This is a genomic window from Marinilabilia salmonicolor JCM 21150 (assembly GCF_000259075.1).
In the GTDB taxonomy this organism is placed as follows: Bacteria; Bacteroidota; Bacteroidia; order Bacteroidales; family Marinilabiliaceae; genus Marinilabilia; species Marinilabilia salmonicolor.
Genome location: NZ_AJKI01000007.1, coordinates 1 through 17,847, shown reverse-complemented (window position 1 = coordinate 17,847; position 17,847 = coordinate 1). Strand labels below are relative to the sequence as shown.

16 protein-coding genes are annotated in these 17,847 nt (G+C 39.0%); 4 read left to right on the top strand and 12 right to left on the bottom strand.

From position 1 onward, the window contains the following. Positions 1 to 48 precede the first annotated feature (48 nt). The 4 genes from W7W_RS0105230 (at position 49) to W7W_RS0105215 (ending at position 3,940) form a co-directional block, all read left to right on the top strand. Positions 49 to 792, top strand: coding sequence for a shikimate dehydrogenase family protein (locus W7W_RS0105230; protein ID WP_010662772.1), 744 nt, complete (start codon positions 49 to 51; stop codon positions 790 to 792). A 112-nt stretch (positions 793 to 904) separates the two neighbouring features. Further along, positions 905 to 1,288 (top strand): BlaI/MecI/CopY family transcriptional regulator, encoded by a 384-nt coding sequence (locus tag W7W_RS0105225; RefSeq protein WP_010662771.1) that lies wholly within the window; start codon positions 905 to 907, stop codon positions 1,286 to 1,288. Further along, entirely contained in the window at positions 1,285 to 2,544 is a 1,260-nt protein-coding gene (locus tag W7W_RS0105220) for a M56 family metallopeptidase (RefSeq protein WP_010662770.1), read from the top strand. The genes W7W_RS0105225 and W7W_RS0105220 overlap by 4 nt, the downstream gene beginning before the upstream one ends. Positions 2,545 to 2,752: 208 nt before the next feature. Next, entirely contained in the window at positions 2,753 to 3,940 is a 1,188-nt protein-coding gene (locus tag W7W_RS0105215) for a tetratricopeptide repeat protein (RefSeq protein ID WP_157202444.1), read from the top strand. Positions 3,941 to 4,076: 136 nt separating this feature from the next. Here the strand turns inward: W7W_RS0105215 and W7W_RS23110 are convergent, their stop codons facing one another. The 12 genes from W7W_RS23110 to W7W_RS23830 all read right to left on the bottom strand — a co-directional run. After that, the gene (locus W7W_RS23110; protein WP_029510369.1) at positions 4,077 to 5,171 is read right to left on the bottom strand and encodes an NUDIX domain-containing protein; all 1,095 of its coding nucleotides are present in this window, start codon (positions 5,169 to 5,171) and stop codon (positions 4,077 to 4,079) included. Positions 5,172 to 5,641: 470 nt separating this feature from the next. Further along, positions 5,642 to 6,595 (bottom strand): phosphoribosylaminoimidazolesuccinocarboxamide synthase, encoded by a 954-nt coding sequence (locus W7W_RS0105205; protein ID WP_010662767.1) that lies wholly within the window; start codon positions 6,593 to 6,595, stop codon positions 5,642 to 5,644. Between the two features lie 19 nt (positions 6,596 to 6,614). Then, on the bottom strand, positions 6,615 to 7,547 hold the full coding sequence (locus W7W_RS0105200; protein WP_010662766.1) for a PhoH family protein: 933 nt from the start codon (positions 7,545 to 7,547) through the stop codon (positions 6,615 to 6,617). A gap of 189 nt (positions 7,548 to 7,736) precedes the next feature. Then, entirely contained in the window at positions 7,737 to 9,410 is a 1,674-nt protein-coding gene (locus W7W_RS0105195) for a SulP family inorganic anion transporter (RefSeq protein ID WP_010662765.1), read from the bottom strand. A gap of 635 nt (positions 9,411 to 10,045) precedes the next feature. Next, positions 10,046 to 11,317 (bottom strand): hypothetical protein, encoded by a 1,272-nt coding sequence (locus W7W_RS21760; RefSeq protein ID WP_010662764.1) that lies wholly within the window; start codon positions 11,315 to 11,317, stop codon positions 10,046 to 10,048. 982 nt (positions 11,318 to 12,299) lie between these two features. Then, positions 12,300 to 12,815, bottom strand: coding sequence for an outer membrane beta-barrel protein (locus W7W_RS0105185; protein WP_010662763.1), 516 nt, complete (start codon positions 12,813 to 12,815; stop codon positions 12,300 to 12,302). Between the two features lie 403 nt (positions 12,816 to 13,218). Next, a complete protein-coding gene (locus W7W_RS0105175) occupies positions 13,219 to 13,785 on the bottom strand; it encodes a DUF502 domain-containing protein (RefSeq protein ID WP_010662762.1) in 567 nt (188 codons plus the stop codon). Positions 13,786 to 14,219: 434 nt separating this feature from the next. Further along, positions 14,220 to 15,251, bottom strand: a complete 1,032-nt coding sequence (locus tag W7W_RS0105170) for a serine hydrolase domain-containing protein (protein WP_010662761.1) — start codon at positions 15,249 to 15,251, stop codon at positions 14,220 to 14,222. Between the two features lie 265 nt (positions 15,252 to 15,516). Continuing rightward, positions 15,517 to 15,918 carry a GFA family protein gene (locus W7W_RS0105165; protein WP_010662760.1) on the bottom strand — a complete coding sequence of 134 codons (402 nt, stop codon included), beginning with the start codon at positions 15,916 to 15,918 and terminating at the stop codon, positions 15,517 to 15,519. 188 nt (positions 15,919 to 16,106) lie between these two features. Beyond that, positions 16,107 to 16,706, bottom strand: a complete 600-nt coding sequence (locus W7W_RS0105160) for a hypothetical protein (RefSeq protein ID WP_010662759.1) — start codon at positions 16,704 to 16,706, stop codon at positions 16,107 to 16,109. An 83-nt stretch (positions 16,707 to 16,789) separates the two neighbouring features. After that, the gene (locus W7W_RS0105155; protein WP_010662758.1) at positions 16,790 to 17,428 is read right to left on the bottom strand and encodes a hypothetical protein; all 639 of its coding nucleotides are present in this window, start codon (positions 17,426 to 17,428) and stop codon (positions 16,790 to 16,792) included. Between the two features lie 233 nt (positions 17,429 to 17,661). Further along, on the bottom strand, positions 17,662 to 17,847 hold a 186-nt coding region (locus W7W_RS23830), incomplete at its 5' end, for a hypothetical protein (RefSeq protein WP_238532127.1).

Here is a 17,847-nt window from a genome sequence, read left to right as displayed (position 1 = left end):
TAGCTGTTAGCTCGTGGCTCTTAGTGTTTTTCCTAAAAACCTTGCTTTATGAAAACTTTCGGACTTATCGGTTATCCGCTGGGACATTCTTTTTCGCAGAAATATTTCACAGAGAAATTCAAAACAGAAAATATAGAAGCGCGGTACCTCAATTTTCCCATTGAGAACATCCGGGAACTTCCCAGTTTACTTGAAAAGCACCCTTATCTCGCCGGTCTCAATGTAACCATCCCTTACAAACAACAAGTCATAGAGTACCTGAACGAAGTTGATCCGGTAGCCCGTGAAGCCGGTGCTGTTAATGTTGTAAAAATAACCTGGGATGGTTCAAAACCCTGTCTGAAAGGATACAACAGTGATATTATTGGTTTTTCGCGCTCCATAGAACCACTTCTTCTTCCTCATCATAAAAAAGCACTGATTCTGGGAACGGGTGGTGCATCAAAAGCTGTTGCATATGCATTGAAAGATTTAGGTTTGCTATACCGTTTTATATCCCGGACTCCCCAGCATCCCTCACATGTTTCTTATGAATCGCTCAACGAGGAAATTCTCACAGAATATACTGTTATAATAAATACCACTCCCATGGGAATGGCTCCCAAAACGGATCAGTGTCCTGCCATCCCCTACAACGGAATCACTTCACGGCATCTTGCTTTTGACTTAATTTACAACCCCGAAACCACCCTTTTCATGCAGAAGTGTAGCCAAAAAGGTGCTGTTGTAAAGAATGGTCTGGAAATGCTGCACCTTCAGGCAGGAGCTGCCTGGGACATCTGGAACAAGTAAAAATATTCGTCTTTTATTGGATCTCAATCTTCGTTTTATGCTTTTTTAACAACAATACACTTGATCAACTAAGTTTTTAGTTATAGATTTGAACTAAACTTTTAGTTGAAAGATGAAAGAACTGACCAAAGCAGAAGAACAAGTGATGCACCCCCTGTGGCAAATGGGCAATGCCACAGTGAAGCAAATCATCGATCACCTACCTGAGCCAACTCCGGCCTACAACACCGTATCCACGCTCGTGCGCATCTTGGAAAAGAAAGGTTTTGTGGACCATGTAGTTGAGGGAAAAGGACACATTTATTTTCCGATTATTTCAAAGCAGGAATACACCAGGAAATTCATGAAACGCTTTATCAACAACTATTTTGAAGATTCATTCAAAAATCTTGTCTCCTTTTTTGCAAAAAATGACAAGATGGATTTAAAAGATTTTGATGAGCTCATGGCTGATGTACGGAAAGAGTTGGAGAACAAAAAAAGCAAAGAACAATGATTAATTATGTAAACTGGCTGTACGAGTCTTCGGTATTCATTACCGGGACAGTTTTCATTTATCAGTTATTTCTCAAAAGTAAAACAACATTTACTTTCAACCGCTTTTTTCTTTTGAGTGGATTAATCTTTGCTCTGCTCCTGCCCTTTTTCCGATTGAACTTGTTCAGTACAAGTAGCGTTAATGATGACTTTGCAGTTCTGATGGCTCCGGTCACGATTGTCTCTGGCGATGTAAAAACACTTTTTACAGCACCAGCCTTTAAATGGCCAACCGCCAGGATAATTTATAGCATTGGAGTCATGCTTTTTCTAATAAGAGTAATTCACGGATTGATAAAACTTGGTTTCTGGTCACGAAAGGCTGTGTTTGCCCGACATGGTCGTTTCAAAGTGGCATATCTGCCAGGGAGTTTCAGTCCGTTTTCATTTTTCAACCTGGTTTTTATCGGACAGAACGACTATACCGAAGAGGAGATCAACCAAATCATTGCCCATGAGATTTCCCATTCGGTCAAATGGCATTCTGCCGATGTAATTTTGCTGGAATCAGTTCTTATCTTCCAGTGGTTCAACCCTTTTGTATGGATTCTGCGCCGAAACCTGAAAGAAATTCATGAATTTCAGGCCGACAGAGCCGTATTGCATCAGGGGGTTTCACCGGTCAACTACAAAAAGTTGCTGCTTTACCAACGTACAGGTGCCCGCCTGGAATTGGTAAACAGTTTTCACAAATCATTCATTAAAAAACGATTTATTATGATGTCCAAAAATAATAATACCTCAAAGCGAACAACTCTTTTTGCAACCATAGCTTTACTGACCTTTTTCATCGGTTTTATGGCTTGTAATCAAACAGAAGAAAATGCCCGGGTTGCTGAATCAGGAGAAGTCCTAAAATCGGATTCAGAAACAGACGTTTACGATATAGTGGATCAAATGCCAAAATTTCCCGGCGGAGATAAGGCACTAGGTATGTTCCTGATCAACAATACAAATTATCCGGATGAAGCCGTTCAAAACAAGTTAGAAGGACGAGTTTATATCAAATTTATTATAGATGAAAAGGGAAAAGTGACCGAACCGGAAATAGTGCGTAGTTCGGGCCACCCCATTCTGGATGAAGAAGCTCTCAGGGTAATTTCAGTTTTACCCGACTGGACGCCCGGTTCACTAAACGGAGAAGCTGTAAACGTTAATTATACAGTACCCATAAATTTTCAGTTATCTTCGGAAAGCAAATCTTCACCAAATTGAACATTTTAATTCTTAAGAATTCCCCGGGCCTTTATCCCTAATACAGGCCCGGGGATTTTTTCTAACCCACAAAATTCTGACTATGAATCGTTTTTCTTTAATCATTGTCCTCTTAACCCTGACATTTCAAATTTTCGCAGGAAATTTCACGAAAAATGACAGCCTTCAGGTGGCCTTCACGAACCCCGACAGTACCCAAATCCCCACAATGGATTCAACACTTCAAACACCCATATCCCATAAGCTTTCGCCGGATACCATTGCCCTGCATATAGCACACGCAAGAAGATTGATGAAAGAATACAAAATCGACAGCGCCATTGTTACCCTTGAAAAAGCCTACGCACGTGACTCCTCCTCCATCGAGTTGGCCAAAGAACTGGAAGATATTTACTACAGCATTTCTGAGAACACCAAAGCACTGGAATTTGTAAACCTGCTGCTGGAGCAGGGAATCGACAGCGCTGTTTACCTGCCACGAAAAGCACTCGTAATGAAAAAGGAAGGCAATTTGACGGAAGCATTGCATATTTTCAGCGATCTGATTAGCAAAGACTCCACCAATACATTCTTTCTGAATCAACTGGGAGATATTTTTAAGATGGCCCGAAAACCGGACAGTGCACTGATCTTCTACACGAAAAGTGTAGAAGTCTCCCCAAAAAACATCACTCTTTTCAAAGCAGGACAATTGTTTCTGGATCTGGAAAAACCCGGTGAGGCCCTTTCCTTCTTCGATCAATACTACAATCCTGAAATTCACGATTCCAAACCTTTGCGCCGGTTGTATGGTCAGACATTCTTTCTACTCAATGAGTATGAAGAATCTATCAAAGTATTTGATGAACTCTACCAAAAAGGGGACTCTTCCTTTATCACAACTAAGTTCCTGGGGATGAGTTACCGAAAAAACGGCGAATACCTGGAAGCCGAAATACCTTTGAAACAGGCAGCATTCCAAAACCCCAATGATTTTCTGGTGTATTACAACCTGGGAATTTGTTGCAGAAATATAGGTCAAACCGATGAGAGCGAGCGGTATTTCCACACTGCACTCGATATCATTACCACCCCACCTGCCATCAGAAACATGATTATCAAAGAACTGGCAGAAAACTACAAAAGGGCCACACAGTGGCATAAAGCCCTCAAAATTTACAATGAAATTCTGGAATCTGATCCTACAAATATGTCTGTCCGCATGGACATATTGATGATTCTGGACTACCAGCTAAAAGATGCCGAAAAAGCCATCAATGGATATAAAAACACGCTTGCAATGATCGAAGAGGACACCACTATCACCCAAAATAAAGACCGAATGATAAAATACCTGAACCAGCGGATCGACAAACTGGAAGAGCAGAAGTTCTGGGAAGAGAGTGGAAAAAACTAACAAAGGAGAGTTAGAAAGGATATAAACCCGCGGAGCTGCTACAGAATTGTATGATTATTCTGTAGCAGCTCCACAGCTCATTGCTTTTTTAAATCATCGCTCTTTCCCTGTTCCGGGGTCATTCAAATCAAAAAAACTATCTCTCCAGCATTTTTTTCAATTCGTCTCCATATCGGCGGTACTCTTCCTCAAAGTTTGGAGTAAGCAGCCCTTTTCCTCTGGTTTCTTCGAGTTCAGAAAATGACCAGACTTTTCCTCCATCCAGTTCTTCGGGATGAGGGGTGATTTTTCCTTCGTGAAACAATGCGAATACAAATACCAGCTCATTCTCCACTCCACTTCGCCACAAGTAACGTCCCAATGAAACAGGATTCTCCGGATTCACACCAATTTCTTCGGAAGCTTCCCGCAAAAGGGCGGTCTCAATGGTTTCCTCCTTTGATACATGACCGCCAACAGCAGTATCCCACTTACCCGGCTGCACTGTTTTATGCATCGGACGCTTCTGTAGCCAAAGTCCGTCCCTGGTTACCACCTGAAGATGAACCACCGGATGAAGCCAACGATTTTTACCATTGTGTACAAGACTTCTTGGAGCATGTCCAAGCACCTTTCCCTCTTCATCTACCAGTGGAAGCCACTCTTCCCGGCTCCAGTTGCTTTTTCGTTTCTTATTAAGAAACCAGGAATAGAATACCAGCCCTCCAATCAAAACATAAAAACCGGGACCACTTATTGCAGCCCACCATGCATGAGGCATCCAGAGTGCTGCACCAAAGGTCAGCAAGGTATACGCCATCAGTAACCAAAAGAAAACTCTGAGCATATCCTGCATCAGCCAGGATTCAAATGGACCGGCGACCAGGCCTTTAAAATACCGTTGCATCATCAGCATAACCAACCGGACATTAGAAAAAGCAGAATACCCGATTATTAACAATAATGCAGCACCAATGAATACCGGCTTCAGCTTAAACAACAAAGCATTGTCAAAGAGAATGGCAAGGCCTCCCAGCACCATCAAAAAGCCGATGTCGGCCAGAATGAACTTATCCACTCTGTGCTCCCGGAACCAAAACCAGATAAATTGCACCAATCCAAGAGACAAAGCAGCTAACAGGCCTGCAGTTGTGCCCCAGATAAGTTCAACACCAACAAAAATCAATAAGGGCAGCATTCCCGGCAGTAATTTACCTGCCAGAGACAATGGTTTACTGGTAGAAAGATTCAATGGCTTCTATTTAAAATCACAAAAACACCGTTCTCCCTTTCAACGGCAGTCGCGGTGTCTTTGCTTATGTTTACAATTCTTTTACTTAGTGCTAGCAAGAAAATTAAGCTTTTTTCCAGTCTTTGATAAAAATGCGCCAAATACGAGGCTTTCGAAGTTTTTGAATCCAAGGAATTTACTTTTCGTAAATGACTGATTCAAAAATTCAGGGTGTGTAATAGTTCTTATACTAAAGCCAAAGATTTTTAAAAATGGTATTACACATCCTAAATAACGAAGTAGTTGGTGTTTTCTTGCAAAGACTACTTAGTGTCTGTCCATAAAGTACCATTTGCGTCGTTACGCTTGCCGCCAAAATACTCATTTACCCAAGCAAACTCCGTTTTTGGCGGCTTCGAAAGCCTTGCAATTGGCACTTTCTGACCAGACACATGACTTTTTACAAATTTTCCCGACTTTATAGACGGGCACTACTTAAGTAAATCATTCAGGTAACCTGTCACATTCTTTTCGATGCGACCTGCTACATCCTCAGCATTGGCTTTTTGGAAACTTTCACCGATTATTTTCTCAAACAACTCGATGTATCGTTCTGAGACCTCACTGATGTAGCGCTCACTCATATCGGGCACTTGCTGTCCTTCTTTCCCCTGAAAACCGTTTTCAATCAGCCACTGACGTACAAACTCTTTGGAAAGCTGACGCTGGGCTTCTCCCTTTTTCAGGCGCTCTTCATACCCATCGGCATAGAAATATCTTGATGAATCGGGCGTATGGATCTCATCAATCAGATAGATTTTACCATCTTTCTTGCCAAACTCATACTTGGTATCCACCAGAATCAGTCCTTTTTCAGCAGCCATTTCTGTTCCGCGCTGAAACAATGCCATGGTATATTTTTCAAGCAAGGTATAATCTTCCTCACTAACCAGTCCCTGTTTCAAAATCTCTTCACGGGAGATGTCTTCATCGTGTCCCACATCTGCTTTGGTGGTAGGCGTAATCAGTGGTTTCTCAAACTTCTGATTTTCCACCATTCCTTCGGGCAATGGATTTCCACAAAGCTCACGCTTTCCGGATTTGTATTCGCGCCAGGCATGACCTGTAAGATAACCACGAATAACCATCTCTACCTTAAAAGGCTCACAAAAGTGGCCAACGGTAACCATTGGATCAGGGGTGGCAACTTTCCAGTTGGGTACAATGTCGGAGGTAGCATCCAGAAATCTGGCAGCAATCTGATTCAGCACCTGACCTTTGAACGGAATACCTTCAGGCAACACCACATCAAAGGCAGAGATTCGATCTGACACCACCATAACGAGATAGTCGTCATCGATGTTATAAACATCACGTACTTTCCCTTTGTAAACGTCTTTTTGACGCGGAAAATTGAAATTTGTCTCAACAATAGCGTTTTGCATAGGTCTGTAAAATATAGAGTTATTCTTTCTCGTAAGCTTCCACAATATCCTGGACCAATCGATGGCGAACAATATCTTTCACAGAAAACTTTACCCGCTCTATTCCTTTTATGCCTTTCAGTATGCGCATGGCCTGCACAAGTCCCGAAGTCATGGGATTTGGTAAGTCAATCTGCGTAATATCACCGGTTACCACAAACTTAGCACTGGTTCCCATTCGGGTCAGAAACATTTTCAACTGATTGGTCGTGGTATTCTGAGCCTCATCCAGAATCACGAACGCATTGTTCAGTGTCCGGCCACGCATATATGCCAACGGCGCAATCTGAATGGTGCCGTTTTCCATATACTCTTTCAACTTCACTGCCGGAATCATATCCTGCAGTGCATCGTAAAGAGGTTGCAAATAAGGATCAATCTTCTCCTTCATATCACCGGGCAGAAACCCCAACTTCTCTCCTGCTTCTACTGCCGGACGACTCAGTATAATCCTCCGCACCACCCTGCTTTTCAGGGCTTTCACTGCCAGCGCTATGGCAGTATAGGTTTTCCCTGATCCGGCCGGGCCCACAGCAAACATCAGATCGTTTTTGCCATAGGCATCCACCAGTTTTCGCTGATTCTCGGTTCTTGCTTTTATGGGTTTACCATTTACACCAAAGAGAATGGTATCTTCAGCACTCTCCTGTTGAACCACCGTATGTCCCTTCATGATGTCGTTGATGACATCTTCTTTCAAAACATTAAAACGCTCATAGTGTTCCAGAAGTTGATTGATTTTTTCCTCAAAATCGGCCACTTCCTCAGCATCCCCCATGGCTTTCAGCCAGTTACCCCGCGCTACAATTTTCAGTTTTGGAAAATTTGCTTTTATCAAATCCAACTTGGTGTTTTTCACTCCCATGAACTCCACCAAATCAACAGATTCGAGATAAATAAGTTTTTCGATCATAAAAAATCAAAGTTCTTTTCCGTGTTTTGCAAAGAAACAACATTTTGGGAAATTAGAACAGTCCTGATGCTTTGAGATTAGAGGAAAATGATAAAAAAGTTTAGAAAGTTAAGACCTTGTCACTATCGGCCACCCATTCAACCATAAATTCCATCGAGGAACTGTTGGCTCATTCAAAATAAGGATGGTTCATGAGATATGATCCCTTTTCAATTTTTCTTGCTTCAAAACTGGACCCTTCCGGGCCTCATCCAGCGCTTCACCAAAATTCAGGAAAACATTATTATCTCCGATAATGTCAATAACACCACCTTTGATCAGTTCTTTACCCACATTCGGTTTAATCCCCGACAACATAACTCTGGTCTCCCTCTTTTGTATATTCCTGATAGCCTCTTTCAGATTGTGAACACCGGTTGAATCAACAAAAGGAACATGACGCATCCGAATAATCAGAATTTCGTATTTCTGACCTGAAGATTTCAGCCACTCCCCATATTCTTTGGCCGAACCAAAGAAAAACGGTCCGCTGATCTCAAAGATCCCTATCTCCCTGGGAATATGAGAATAATTCTCAATCACATCCACATCAATTTCATTGTCCGAATATTTTGCTACATCAGCCATTCGTTTCATAAACAACAGAGAAGCCAACACAATGCCTACTTCGATGGCCACGGTAAGATCAACCAGGACTGTCAGGAAGAAAGTTGTTAACAAGACAATAATATCGAAAACAGACCCTTTGAGGATGGAAACAAACGATTTCCACTCACTCATATTGTAAGCCACAACCATCAATATCCCGGCAAGACACGACAAAGGAATCAAAGCAGCATACTTCCCGAAAAACAACATTATCAGCAATAAAGTGACCGCATGAACCATCCCGGCAATAGGGGTTCGACCACCATTTTTCACATTGGTGGCAGTACGGGCAATGGCTCCCGTTGCCGGAATGCCACCAAAAAAAGGAGTTAACACATTGGCAATTCCCTGACTGATAAGTTCTGTATTTGACCGATGATTGCTCCCGATCATTCCATCGGAAACAACTGCCGACAATAAGGATTCTATCCCCCCAAGCAGCGCAATGGTCAGCGCCGGACCAATATATAAATGGATTTTCTCCCAGCTGATGCCCGGTAACTCGAAATGAAACCTGGCGGGAATCTCTCCGAAAACAGAACCAATGGTGGCCACCTCAATGCCTGTTAAAGAAACTACCCCGGAAACTACAATAATGGCAATAAAGGATCCCGGTATTCTGACGGTAATTTTTTTAAAGCCTAAAGTAATAAGAATCGTAAAAAAAGTTATCCATAAAGCATTCAAATTGGCATCCGGTATGTGCTGAAAATAAAACACCCATTTATCAATAAAATCTGAAGGAACATTTGAAGATACAATGCCCAGGGCATCTTTAACCTGAATAGAAAAAATTACCAATGCTATTCCACTGGTAAATCCTACCACCAGCGGATGGGGAATAAATTTCAGTAAGGTACCCAGTTTCAATAATCCAAATGCTATGAGAAATATACCAGCCATGATTGTGGAGATCATCAAACCTTCCAAACCATGTGCTTCAACAATTGCGTAGATAATTATTACAAAAGCTCCGGTCGGGCCTCCAATCTGTACCCTGCTACCTCCAAGCAGTGAAATAATAAACCCCGCAATTACCGCCGTAATCAATCCTTTTTCGGGTGAAACTCCCGAAGCCACTGCAAAAGCAATAGCCAGTGGAAGTGCTACAATGCCCACTACCAAACCGGCAAGAACATCTTTCGTAATGGTGTTTTTGTCGATGAGTCGATGCTGCCACAAACTGATAAGTTTGGGCTTGAAAATGTACTTCATATTCTTAAGAAATAATTAAGATGCAAAGTGGAGTTCCCGGGATTTCTGTCAAAATTTAACATCAGATGCCGGTTCCATGTGAATAGTGGCGCAAATTTAAATGAACTTTTGTTCAGAAAGCTATTTTTACTCTTAATTATTTATAAAAACCAAATTGGACGGAAGTTTTAATCCTATGAATTGACTACATGAAACCGGGTTTTAGAATCAGCCGTGTGAAATGAGCATGATATTTTTTTACTGTTAAATGGAAGAAGTTAGCAGAGGGCAGGGCGGCAACGCGGCCCTGCCCTCTGCTAACTTCTTCTCCATCGACCGGGGTCTTTGTCATTGCGAGGGCCTTGCCCGAAGAATCTCTAATTGCAAAAACGTTATTTTAAACTTTAGCCAACCTTAAGACTATAGATTAAAATGGAAAGAAACAAAAAGCTTATAAAAAAAGAAAGGCCTGCCGGCATTCCGACAGACCTTTCAAACCTTAACCCTAACCCGATGCAAATATAATGGAGTAAATGGAAATGGCAAAATTTTTTTTCATTTTTACTACTTATCCTATAGTTAAAAAATGTATTGCATTCATAATACGCCTATGCATCAACAAGTTTTATCACCCAAACACCTAACTATCAACATCATTAATGAATTATTGAATCTCTCAGTTCGTATTCAGATGGGGCCATAAACCGAATTTGGGGTGTCCGTTCCATTTTGCGAATTAAAACAGGACTAATGGCATCCTGCAATTGAATGTTCCGTAACATCGCACTGGAAACGCAATTTCCGGTTTCTTTTAGTTGAACACGCAAAGCATTGAATTGTATCTCCACTTTGGTATTTTTACCGATGTCGGATCCTGGACCATCACCATTAAAATTGAACTTCTGAACAGGGCCACTCCCTGCAAAAACATCCTCAGCAAGATCATTATCGGTATAAGAATATGAAGCCACTGCAGGAGAAATAACCTCTTCAATCTCATAGCCGGGATCTGGGGTATAAATTGTAAAAGTCCGCTCCCCTCTTCCATAGGTCCAGTCACGTTTGGTTTCACTGGCTGTTACATATACCTTTGCTCTTAACCGGGTGCCTTCATTTATCAGTCTTACTTGGCAATACATATACGGACCATGACCACCAAACTCCTTATCTCCTCTGCTTTTCCCGGGTTTGGTTGCATGGCCCGGCATTACCGACACATTAGAAGGTCTAAAATTATCAAATCGGGTTTGGCAAATATTGGGTTCCGGTTGAATAATTCCAAGGGAGGAAATTTCTCTTCCTCCCCATTTCAATATAATTCTACTACTCTGTGCGGTAAGGTTGGCTCCGGATGAACCCAAATTCAGCGTCATATGATAATGGGATGGGCGGTCAAGATTTCGGGTAATATCAATCTGCCGATTTCCTTCAATCAACAATACAGTAATTTCCGTGCGATCAAAGTCATATCCGAAAAATTCGATTTTATTCCGCCTATCCTGGTTTAGGGACATATCAATGGCTGACGGCACCACCTGACAAAGCTGTGGCTCAAGGGGTGGCAGCTCGGTTCCCAGAATCCGGGCTTTAATTCTCTCCAGCCCCTGCCTCATCCGGATACGCAAAAAATCAACATTGCATCTGAGTTCCGTCCCCGTGGTGGCAATCCCACGTTGCATTAATTCTGAGACTTCCGTTTTAATAGTACTCTGAACGTCTTCAGGCAACTCTTCCAAAACCCCTGTCAAAACATCCTGCCAGTCAGCCGATGCTACGCTCAATTCACCTATACCCCGGTCTATTACAGCAACTGCTTCTTCCGTGGCATTGGGCACCGTCACTCCCAGAAATTCTTTAATTTTGTCGATAAGGTCACAACCTGAGACGACAAAAACGGTGAACATGATTAAAATAATGGGTTTCTTCATCCGTGCAAAGTTTAGTTAATTCATTGGCCGAATGGAACTCACGATGAATCTTATTCATGCTCTTGTGAGAATTTAGCATTCCAAAATTCATGCTTGTTGCATTCGCGGTTTGAATTTATCAGATAATAAAAATCCGGAACCAATAAAATCCCGTTTCTATGTTTTGTACACCTTAAAAAAACCAGTGTTCCTTTCAAACCCTGAATAAACAACTTTCAACCTGATTCTTCTGCAATTAGCTCAATATAAGACAAAAAGATACTGAGCACAAGTTAATTATAACCAACTGCTTGCAATACGGCTGTCCTCAGAAAATTTTTTCAATCTTTTGGGGATAGGCAAAATGAAAAAAAATAATATTTGACAGCTTTCTATATTTTTTTCACAAAAAAGTCTCAAGTTGTGTACCTGTGTTTTGATGGTAACCGCTCTGACATATCCGTCATAGCAAAAAAATTACCTCCACTTGCTTTTTTCAAAGATCATTAAAAGAAAGTCTTAAATGCCATCACCTGAGTGAATGGCAGTAATTATATAACAAATTTAAAAAAGGAAAATGACTTATTCTGCTAAAGTTTTAGAGGGCTTAATTACCATATTGATAGCCCTTATGTTTGTAAAGTGTGAGAAACAACTCATTTATTGATTTTGAGAAAAACGGGAGTTTGTATTTTATTTATAACACCGTTAAAAAGAAACATGGGTTGTTTAAGAATGCCGAATTGGCGAGACTTACATTTCGAAGAATAATGATAGCAAAAAAACAACCGAGGTATATAAAAGTTCTGAATCATTTAAGGTCCCGGCACAAAAGTAAAACTTCCCAATCATTCAATACTATTCGGTCTGATGTCAGGCAACTATAGGGATTATTAGTTTAAAATTATTGATGTTAAATAAATAGTACATGGTGAATAAAAAAATGGAGACAACCAACACGGTGTCTCCATTTTTCCTCTGATTCCGGAAATTGGTTTGTATTTTAGAACATATATTGTAAAGTTGCTCCCAATCTGAAATAAGAACCATCAATAATGGTATATCTTAATTCCGGGGCCAGGTTAAGATTATCAGCAATTCTGTAGTTGGCTCCAATACCCAGGTTTAAACCTATTTCAGAACCGGTTTCTTCCTGTTCGTCAGTTGAACCGAACATGCCAAGGTCCATAGCCGGAATGGTGACTTTCCAGAAAGTAAAAGACAGACCGGCCAGACCGTAAATATTCAGATCATCACTTTCTTCATGAAAAATATAATGACCATCCAAATCCAGCATATTCCAATTTAAATTATCTTTTTCAAAGACATGGGTAAATCCCAGAGAACCTTCCCATGTTTCATCAATCTCATAAACTCCGTTCAATGTAAGACCCATATTTTGGATTTCAGAAGTATAAAAGAACCCTGCTCCTGCGCGTAACTTAGAGGAATCGAATGACTGTGCAAAAAGACTTCCGCAAAGAAGCACTGAAAGACTCAGTAAAAATAACTTTTTCATGTTCAAAAGAATTTTTGATTAACAAAAAGATTAATTTAAGTATAAAAATGGGATTTTTATTCGAATAAAGAAAACTTTAAATTCAATAGTTTCATCCGGGAAGAAAAAATAAATCCTAAGGATATTTCCGCATAAAAAGAAAGGCCTGCCAGCTTTCCGACAGACCTTTGACCTTAACCCTACCCCAAAACAAATCTATAATGATAGATTTGGAATTGCAAACGTAGGTGAAAAATTCTCTATATTCTAATACCCGTCTCCAAATTATCATCACCATCAAAACCATAACCTCTTTAACGCACCAAACCACTCTAAAATCCAAGCAGTTCTGTTTAATAAAAACCATAATCCCAACCTGAAACCGTCAGTCTCCAATATTCACAAAAAATGAAGTATTTGTCATTCAGATTCCGGTAGCACCACCAGAAACGATAAATTTCATCAAAACCGCAGGATTTACATCAATAGACCGAACCTGGTTCTTTGGAACAATAAACAACTCACCTGAAAAATTATAGGAATGAGGAAAGTAAACGGCAACCTTCTCTTTTTCATCAAGCTTGCTCAGATCCTCTTCTGTAATAAAACCCAGCTTTTCCAAATTGGAAATGGGATTAACCAGAACAATGACAGGTTTTTTAAATTTCCTCTCTTTCCCAACAAAGGCAGAAAAAAGGTCATTCAATGCGGAATAAATAAATTTTAACAGTGGTGCCTTTTCAATGAGTCTGTTAAAGAAAACTTTAAATGGTCTGGCAAGAATGCTACTGCCAATAATTCCCACCAACACCAGAAAAAAGAAAATGAATACTAAACCCAGACCCGGAATATCTGTTCCAAGATATTTCTTCAGGATATCCTCCAGGAGATTATCAGTAAAACTAAAAAGAACATAGATAATGTAAGTCGTTATTCCAAAGGGAGCTAAATAGAGTAAACCCTGAAGGAAATAATTTAAAATTTTCTTCATAAAACAAAATTATCAGCATCAATAATGACCAAAATTACGATACTTCCTATTGATCATTCCCGAAAAATTCCAACTAATATTCTCTTGTTCATTATTTGATTATCCGGTTATTCGATAATCAAAAATCAATACATCTTGTAGACTTACCCCTTAGCCATTTCATTTATCAAATCTGTTTTTTTCAGTTCCGTTAATTTAGAAACCATAATACTAATCAATTTCTCACTGTCTTTAATCTAATCAGAATTTGTTTCAATGTATATCCTGTACGCGGTGAATAGATTATCCAAAGCACTTTAATAATTACGGTAACTGTTGGCGGCATAGCCAGTAAGGGATTGCGGACGAATCATCTATCAAGATACATATAAATTTGAAGCGGGCTACAAACCTTCGCATACCACTGAAACCCTTTTGGCTGTGACAGCATGTGCTTAGCTTTTATTTCTAATTATCTTAACTATTCTACTATTAATAATTTCCGATAAATTCCAATTGTACAGTTTAGAATCGGTTGTACTGTAGAATCCAACAAAAACAGCATCAATGTCCTTATGATACTTTGCAAAACTTTGATAACCGGGAACCCAACCGCCGTGTTCATATTCATAAATAGCAGAGTAAATTTCTTTTTCTCCGGGCTTAAACAATGATCCATTGTTCAATGCCCTTATGAATATACCCACATCTTCTGCTGTAGCTAACATGCCGTGTTCGTCAGCCTTTAAATCAAAAGGGTGTCCTACATGATAGCCACTCATCACCTCATTCATATTTACCTCACTTAATGAACTATAAGTATTATTTAGATTTAGAGGCTCTAAAATTTCTTTACGGATAAATTGAAAATTAGGATATCCCAAAACATCATCCATAATCCTGTTAATCAGAAGGTAATTCGTATTACTATATTCATAATCTTCTCCAGGATTAAAATTGGCCGGCTTTCCTTGAATCAATGCAAGACTTTCTTCATAGGTCTCGGTTGGAGCAGCCCAGAAATTAGGAGAATCTGTAAAATTGGGGATGCCACTTCTATGCTGAATCATCAATCTCAAAGTAATTTTCTCTGCGTTTTCGATTCTTCCCACAAGTTCCGGTAAATAATCGGCGATGGTTTTATCCAAAGAAAGACGTTCATCACGAACCAATTTGGTAACAGCCACAGCATCATATAGCTTGCTGATGCTGGCAATTTTAAATAGAGCGTGAGGTTTTGCAGGTATCCTAAATTCCCGATCGTGCCAGCCAGATGCAAGATATTGCGGTGTTTTACCAGCCTCATCTATGTAAACAATCATTCCGTCAAATCCATGACCAATAGCCTCATCTAACTGCTCTTGAACCGTATCCGGCAAGGGAAGTATCCACGCCTTAACCAAAAGCCATGGTACAAAGAACATAGAAACGATGGTTCCCACCAGTAGCATGATTCTGATTATTTGTTTTGTTTTTTTCTTTGTCATAATATTTTGGAACGACAGTTTTTTTAAATTAACCACACCGTCTCAGTTGCATGCAAGTAGCCGGTGCATTTTTGCCAGTTGCGAAATTTCCTGGCCAAACGCTGATGACGGGGAGCATGAACCCCATTTTATGCCATGGACCCCCGGCTGGCACATTAGACAGCACTTTACCCTTCGTTTTAGCTTATAGATTAACCTCAATTCAGTTGTTCCTCAATGTCAACTAATATCAAAATACAGGAGCAAATCTCTTTATTTTTAGTGGTTATTCAGGGAAACGTCCAAATTTATTTATTTCTTCCAGCGACTCATCCCAACATGCTTTATCTGAGATGAAAATATGTCCATTAGGTCGTTTTTCTAAATGAGTATCTAAACATCCTGCTGGAACAACCAACAGTTTACCATCCATCTGTAAATTGGGCAAAGCTGAACCACAATTTGTACAAAAGGCTTTCACATGGTCACTTTTGGGGGGTTGAAATGTTTTAATTTCAGTTTCTGTTTTTATCCAATTTAGTTTAGCTGTTGTCGAAAATAAATTTGCAGCATGAGCTGACCCTGTATCTTTCCTACAATATCTGCAATGACATAAATAAAAACTCTCAAAGTCACCTAAAACATTAAATTTAATTCCTTTGCACAAACAAGAACCAAAGTATTCCATATGATAAGTCTCTTTTGTAAATATTATGAATTTAGTTGAAACCCTTTTTCCAGTATTACCCTAAATTTCTTATTTATATCTAGCCAAGACTCTCCAATCTTTACTTTATGGAAACTGAGTCTTCCTGCTTAATTTTTACATAATTTGTCTAGTTTTAAACTGTCCGTTTTTTAGGGAAGGATACAAAATTATTCAATTATAATACTGTTTATGAATTTTTTTAATTCATTTTCATTTTCTAAATAATCATTATTGGTATTTGCTATAATTGCAATTCCATTTGTAATATTTTTAAATTCTTTTTTCCAAAAATTGAGATTAATATTTCTCGCACCATTGCTTATTAACAAATCAGTATAATGGACTTTACTGCCATTAATCAAAGTAACCTCATTTTTAAAGCATTTGCTTAATTTATTATTTGTAATACCCCAATTAATTTTATCAACTGCTTCATTTCTCATCTCATCTAAATAAAACTCAGATAACTCCATTTGAATCTTAATTGACTGAAATAATATCAATACATTTTGATCAGAAGATTCGTATACATCAAAACCAACTAAAGAAATAGAATTAGCATCCGTATTTGGGTATGATTTTAACAACTGCTTTGTTTGTGATATAGTTATTTCCTTAAGCTCATCATATTTAGCTCCTTTGACTTTATTAAAACTTAAAGGCAGCATGCAATTTATATAACCTATTTTAGTTTTATCAATATCTGTCTGACAATAAATGTTCAGTGCGAAGATTATTGAAAGTAATGTAAAAACTGTTTTTTTCATCTTTTTATTTTATTAAGGTTAACATTATGGATATTTGATTTTTCGGAGCATGGCGGTAAACTGTGTAGCGCTTATTCATCTTCTTACTCAATGTTTTTGTTTAACTGTAAGCTAATTTTTTCCAATGCATCTTTTAAAGCTAATTTTTCTGTTATATCCCCCAATTCACTATTTTCATTCATCGCTCCAACACCTGAATATCCCCAATAGTATGCGGCAAATGACTTATTAATACCTGAAACATAAATTTCTTTCTCATTTTCACCTAAGGTATCAACTAATTCTACTTTTAATTCTAACTGCACTTCATGACTTATAATTGGAAATCCTAAAAGGTTTATCATAGTAAGTGTCAATACTGTTGGAACAAGGTATCCTATTTCAATATAATGTTTAGTTTTGCATAAAGTGACTTTACATGTCCCTAGATAATTAGAAATAGAATCTGCTCCTAGATAATTATTTATCATTTTCAATCTTGACCCACTTAATGATTCAGTTTCGATTGTTGTATATTTGCCAGGGTAATAAAAAAAATCAATTCTCTTCAATGCTTCATCCGAAAAAATTGATTTTCTTTTCACAATAATTTCATTTGCTTCAACTTGTTTGCACCTTAATCTGTCAGGAGTGTCATTGGACGGATAATCCCAAGTCAATTGGTATGTTTTGCATGATGCCAACGAAGCCATAAACATTAAAAAAATGATGCCCTTTTTCATGATTTTGTCTTTTAGATATCGATAAATATGACTCTATTAAAAGTGTTATAATGCTTTTATTCAACAACTAATAGATAAAAGACTTACTAACAAAGAAGAATTAAAGATTCTTCAGATGTTTCGGAAATCATTTTTTTAAAACAGTTCTATTTGTCTGATTGTTATAAATATAGACTAAATAATATATTTTTTCAATAAAAACTAAATGGTCATCATATATTTCATGATGCGTGTCATAATGCCATACAATCGGGATAGGATAGCAGATTACTCCGCCTCCCCCCTCGCAGACCCGGATCCCGATGCAAATAATCGGGACAGGCTGTACAGTTTTCACGTATCCGGTTCCACTGCATTGTAAGCCTTCGGCCTCGCGCATATTGTAAGCCCCCGTCTTCAGCCGTTACTTTGATGGCAAA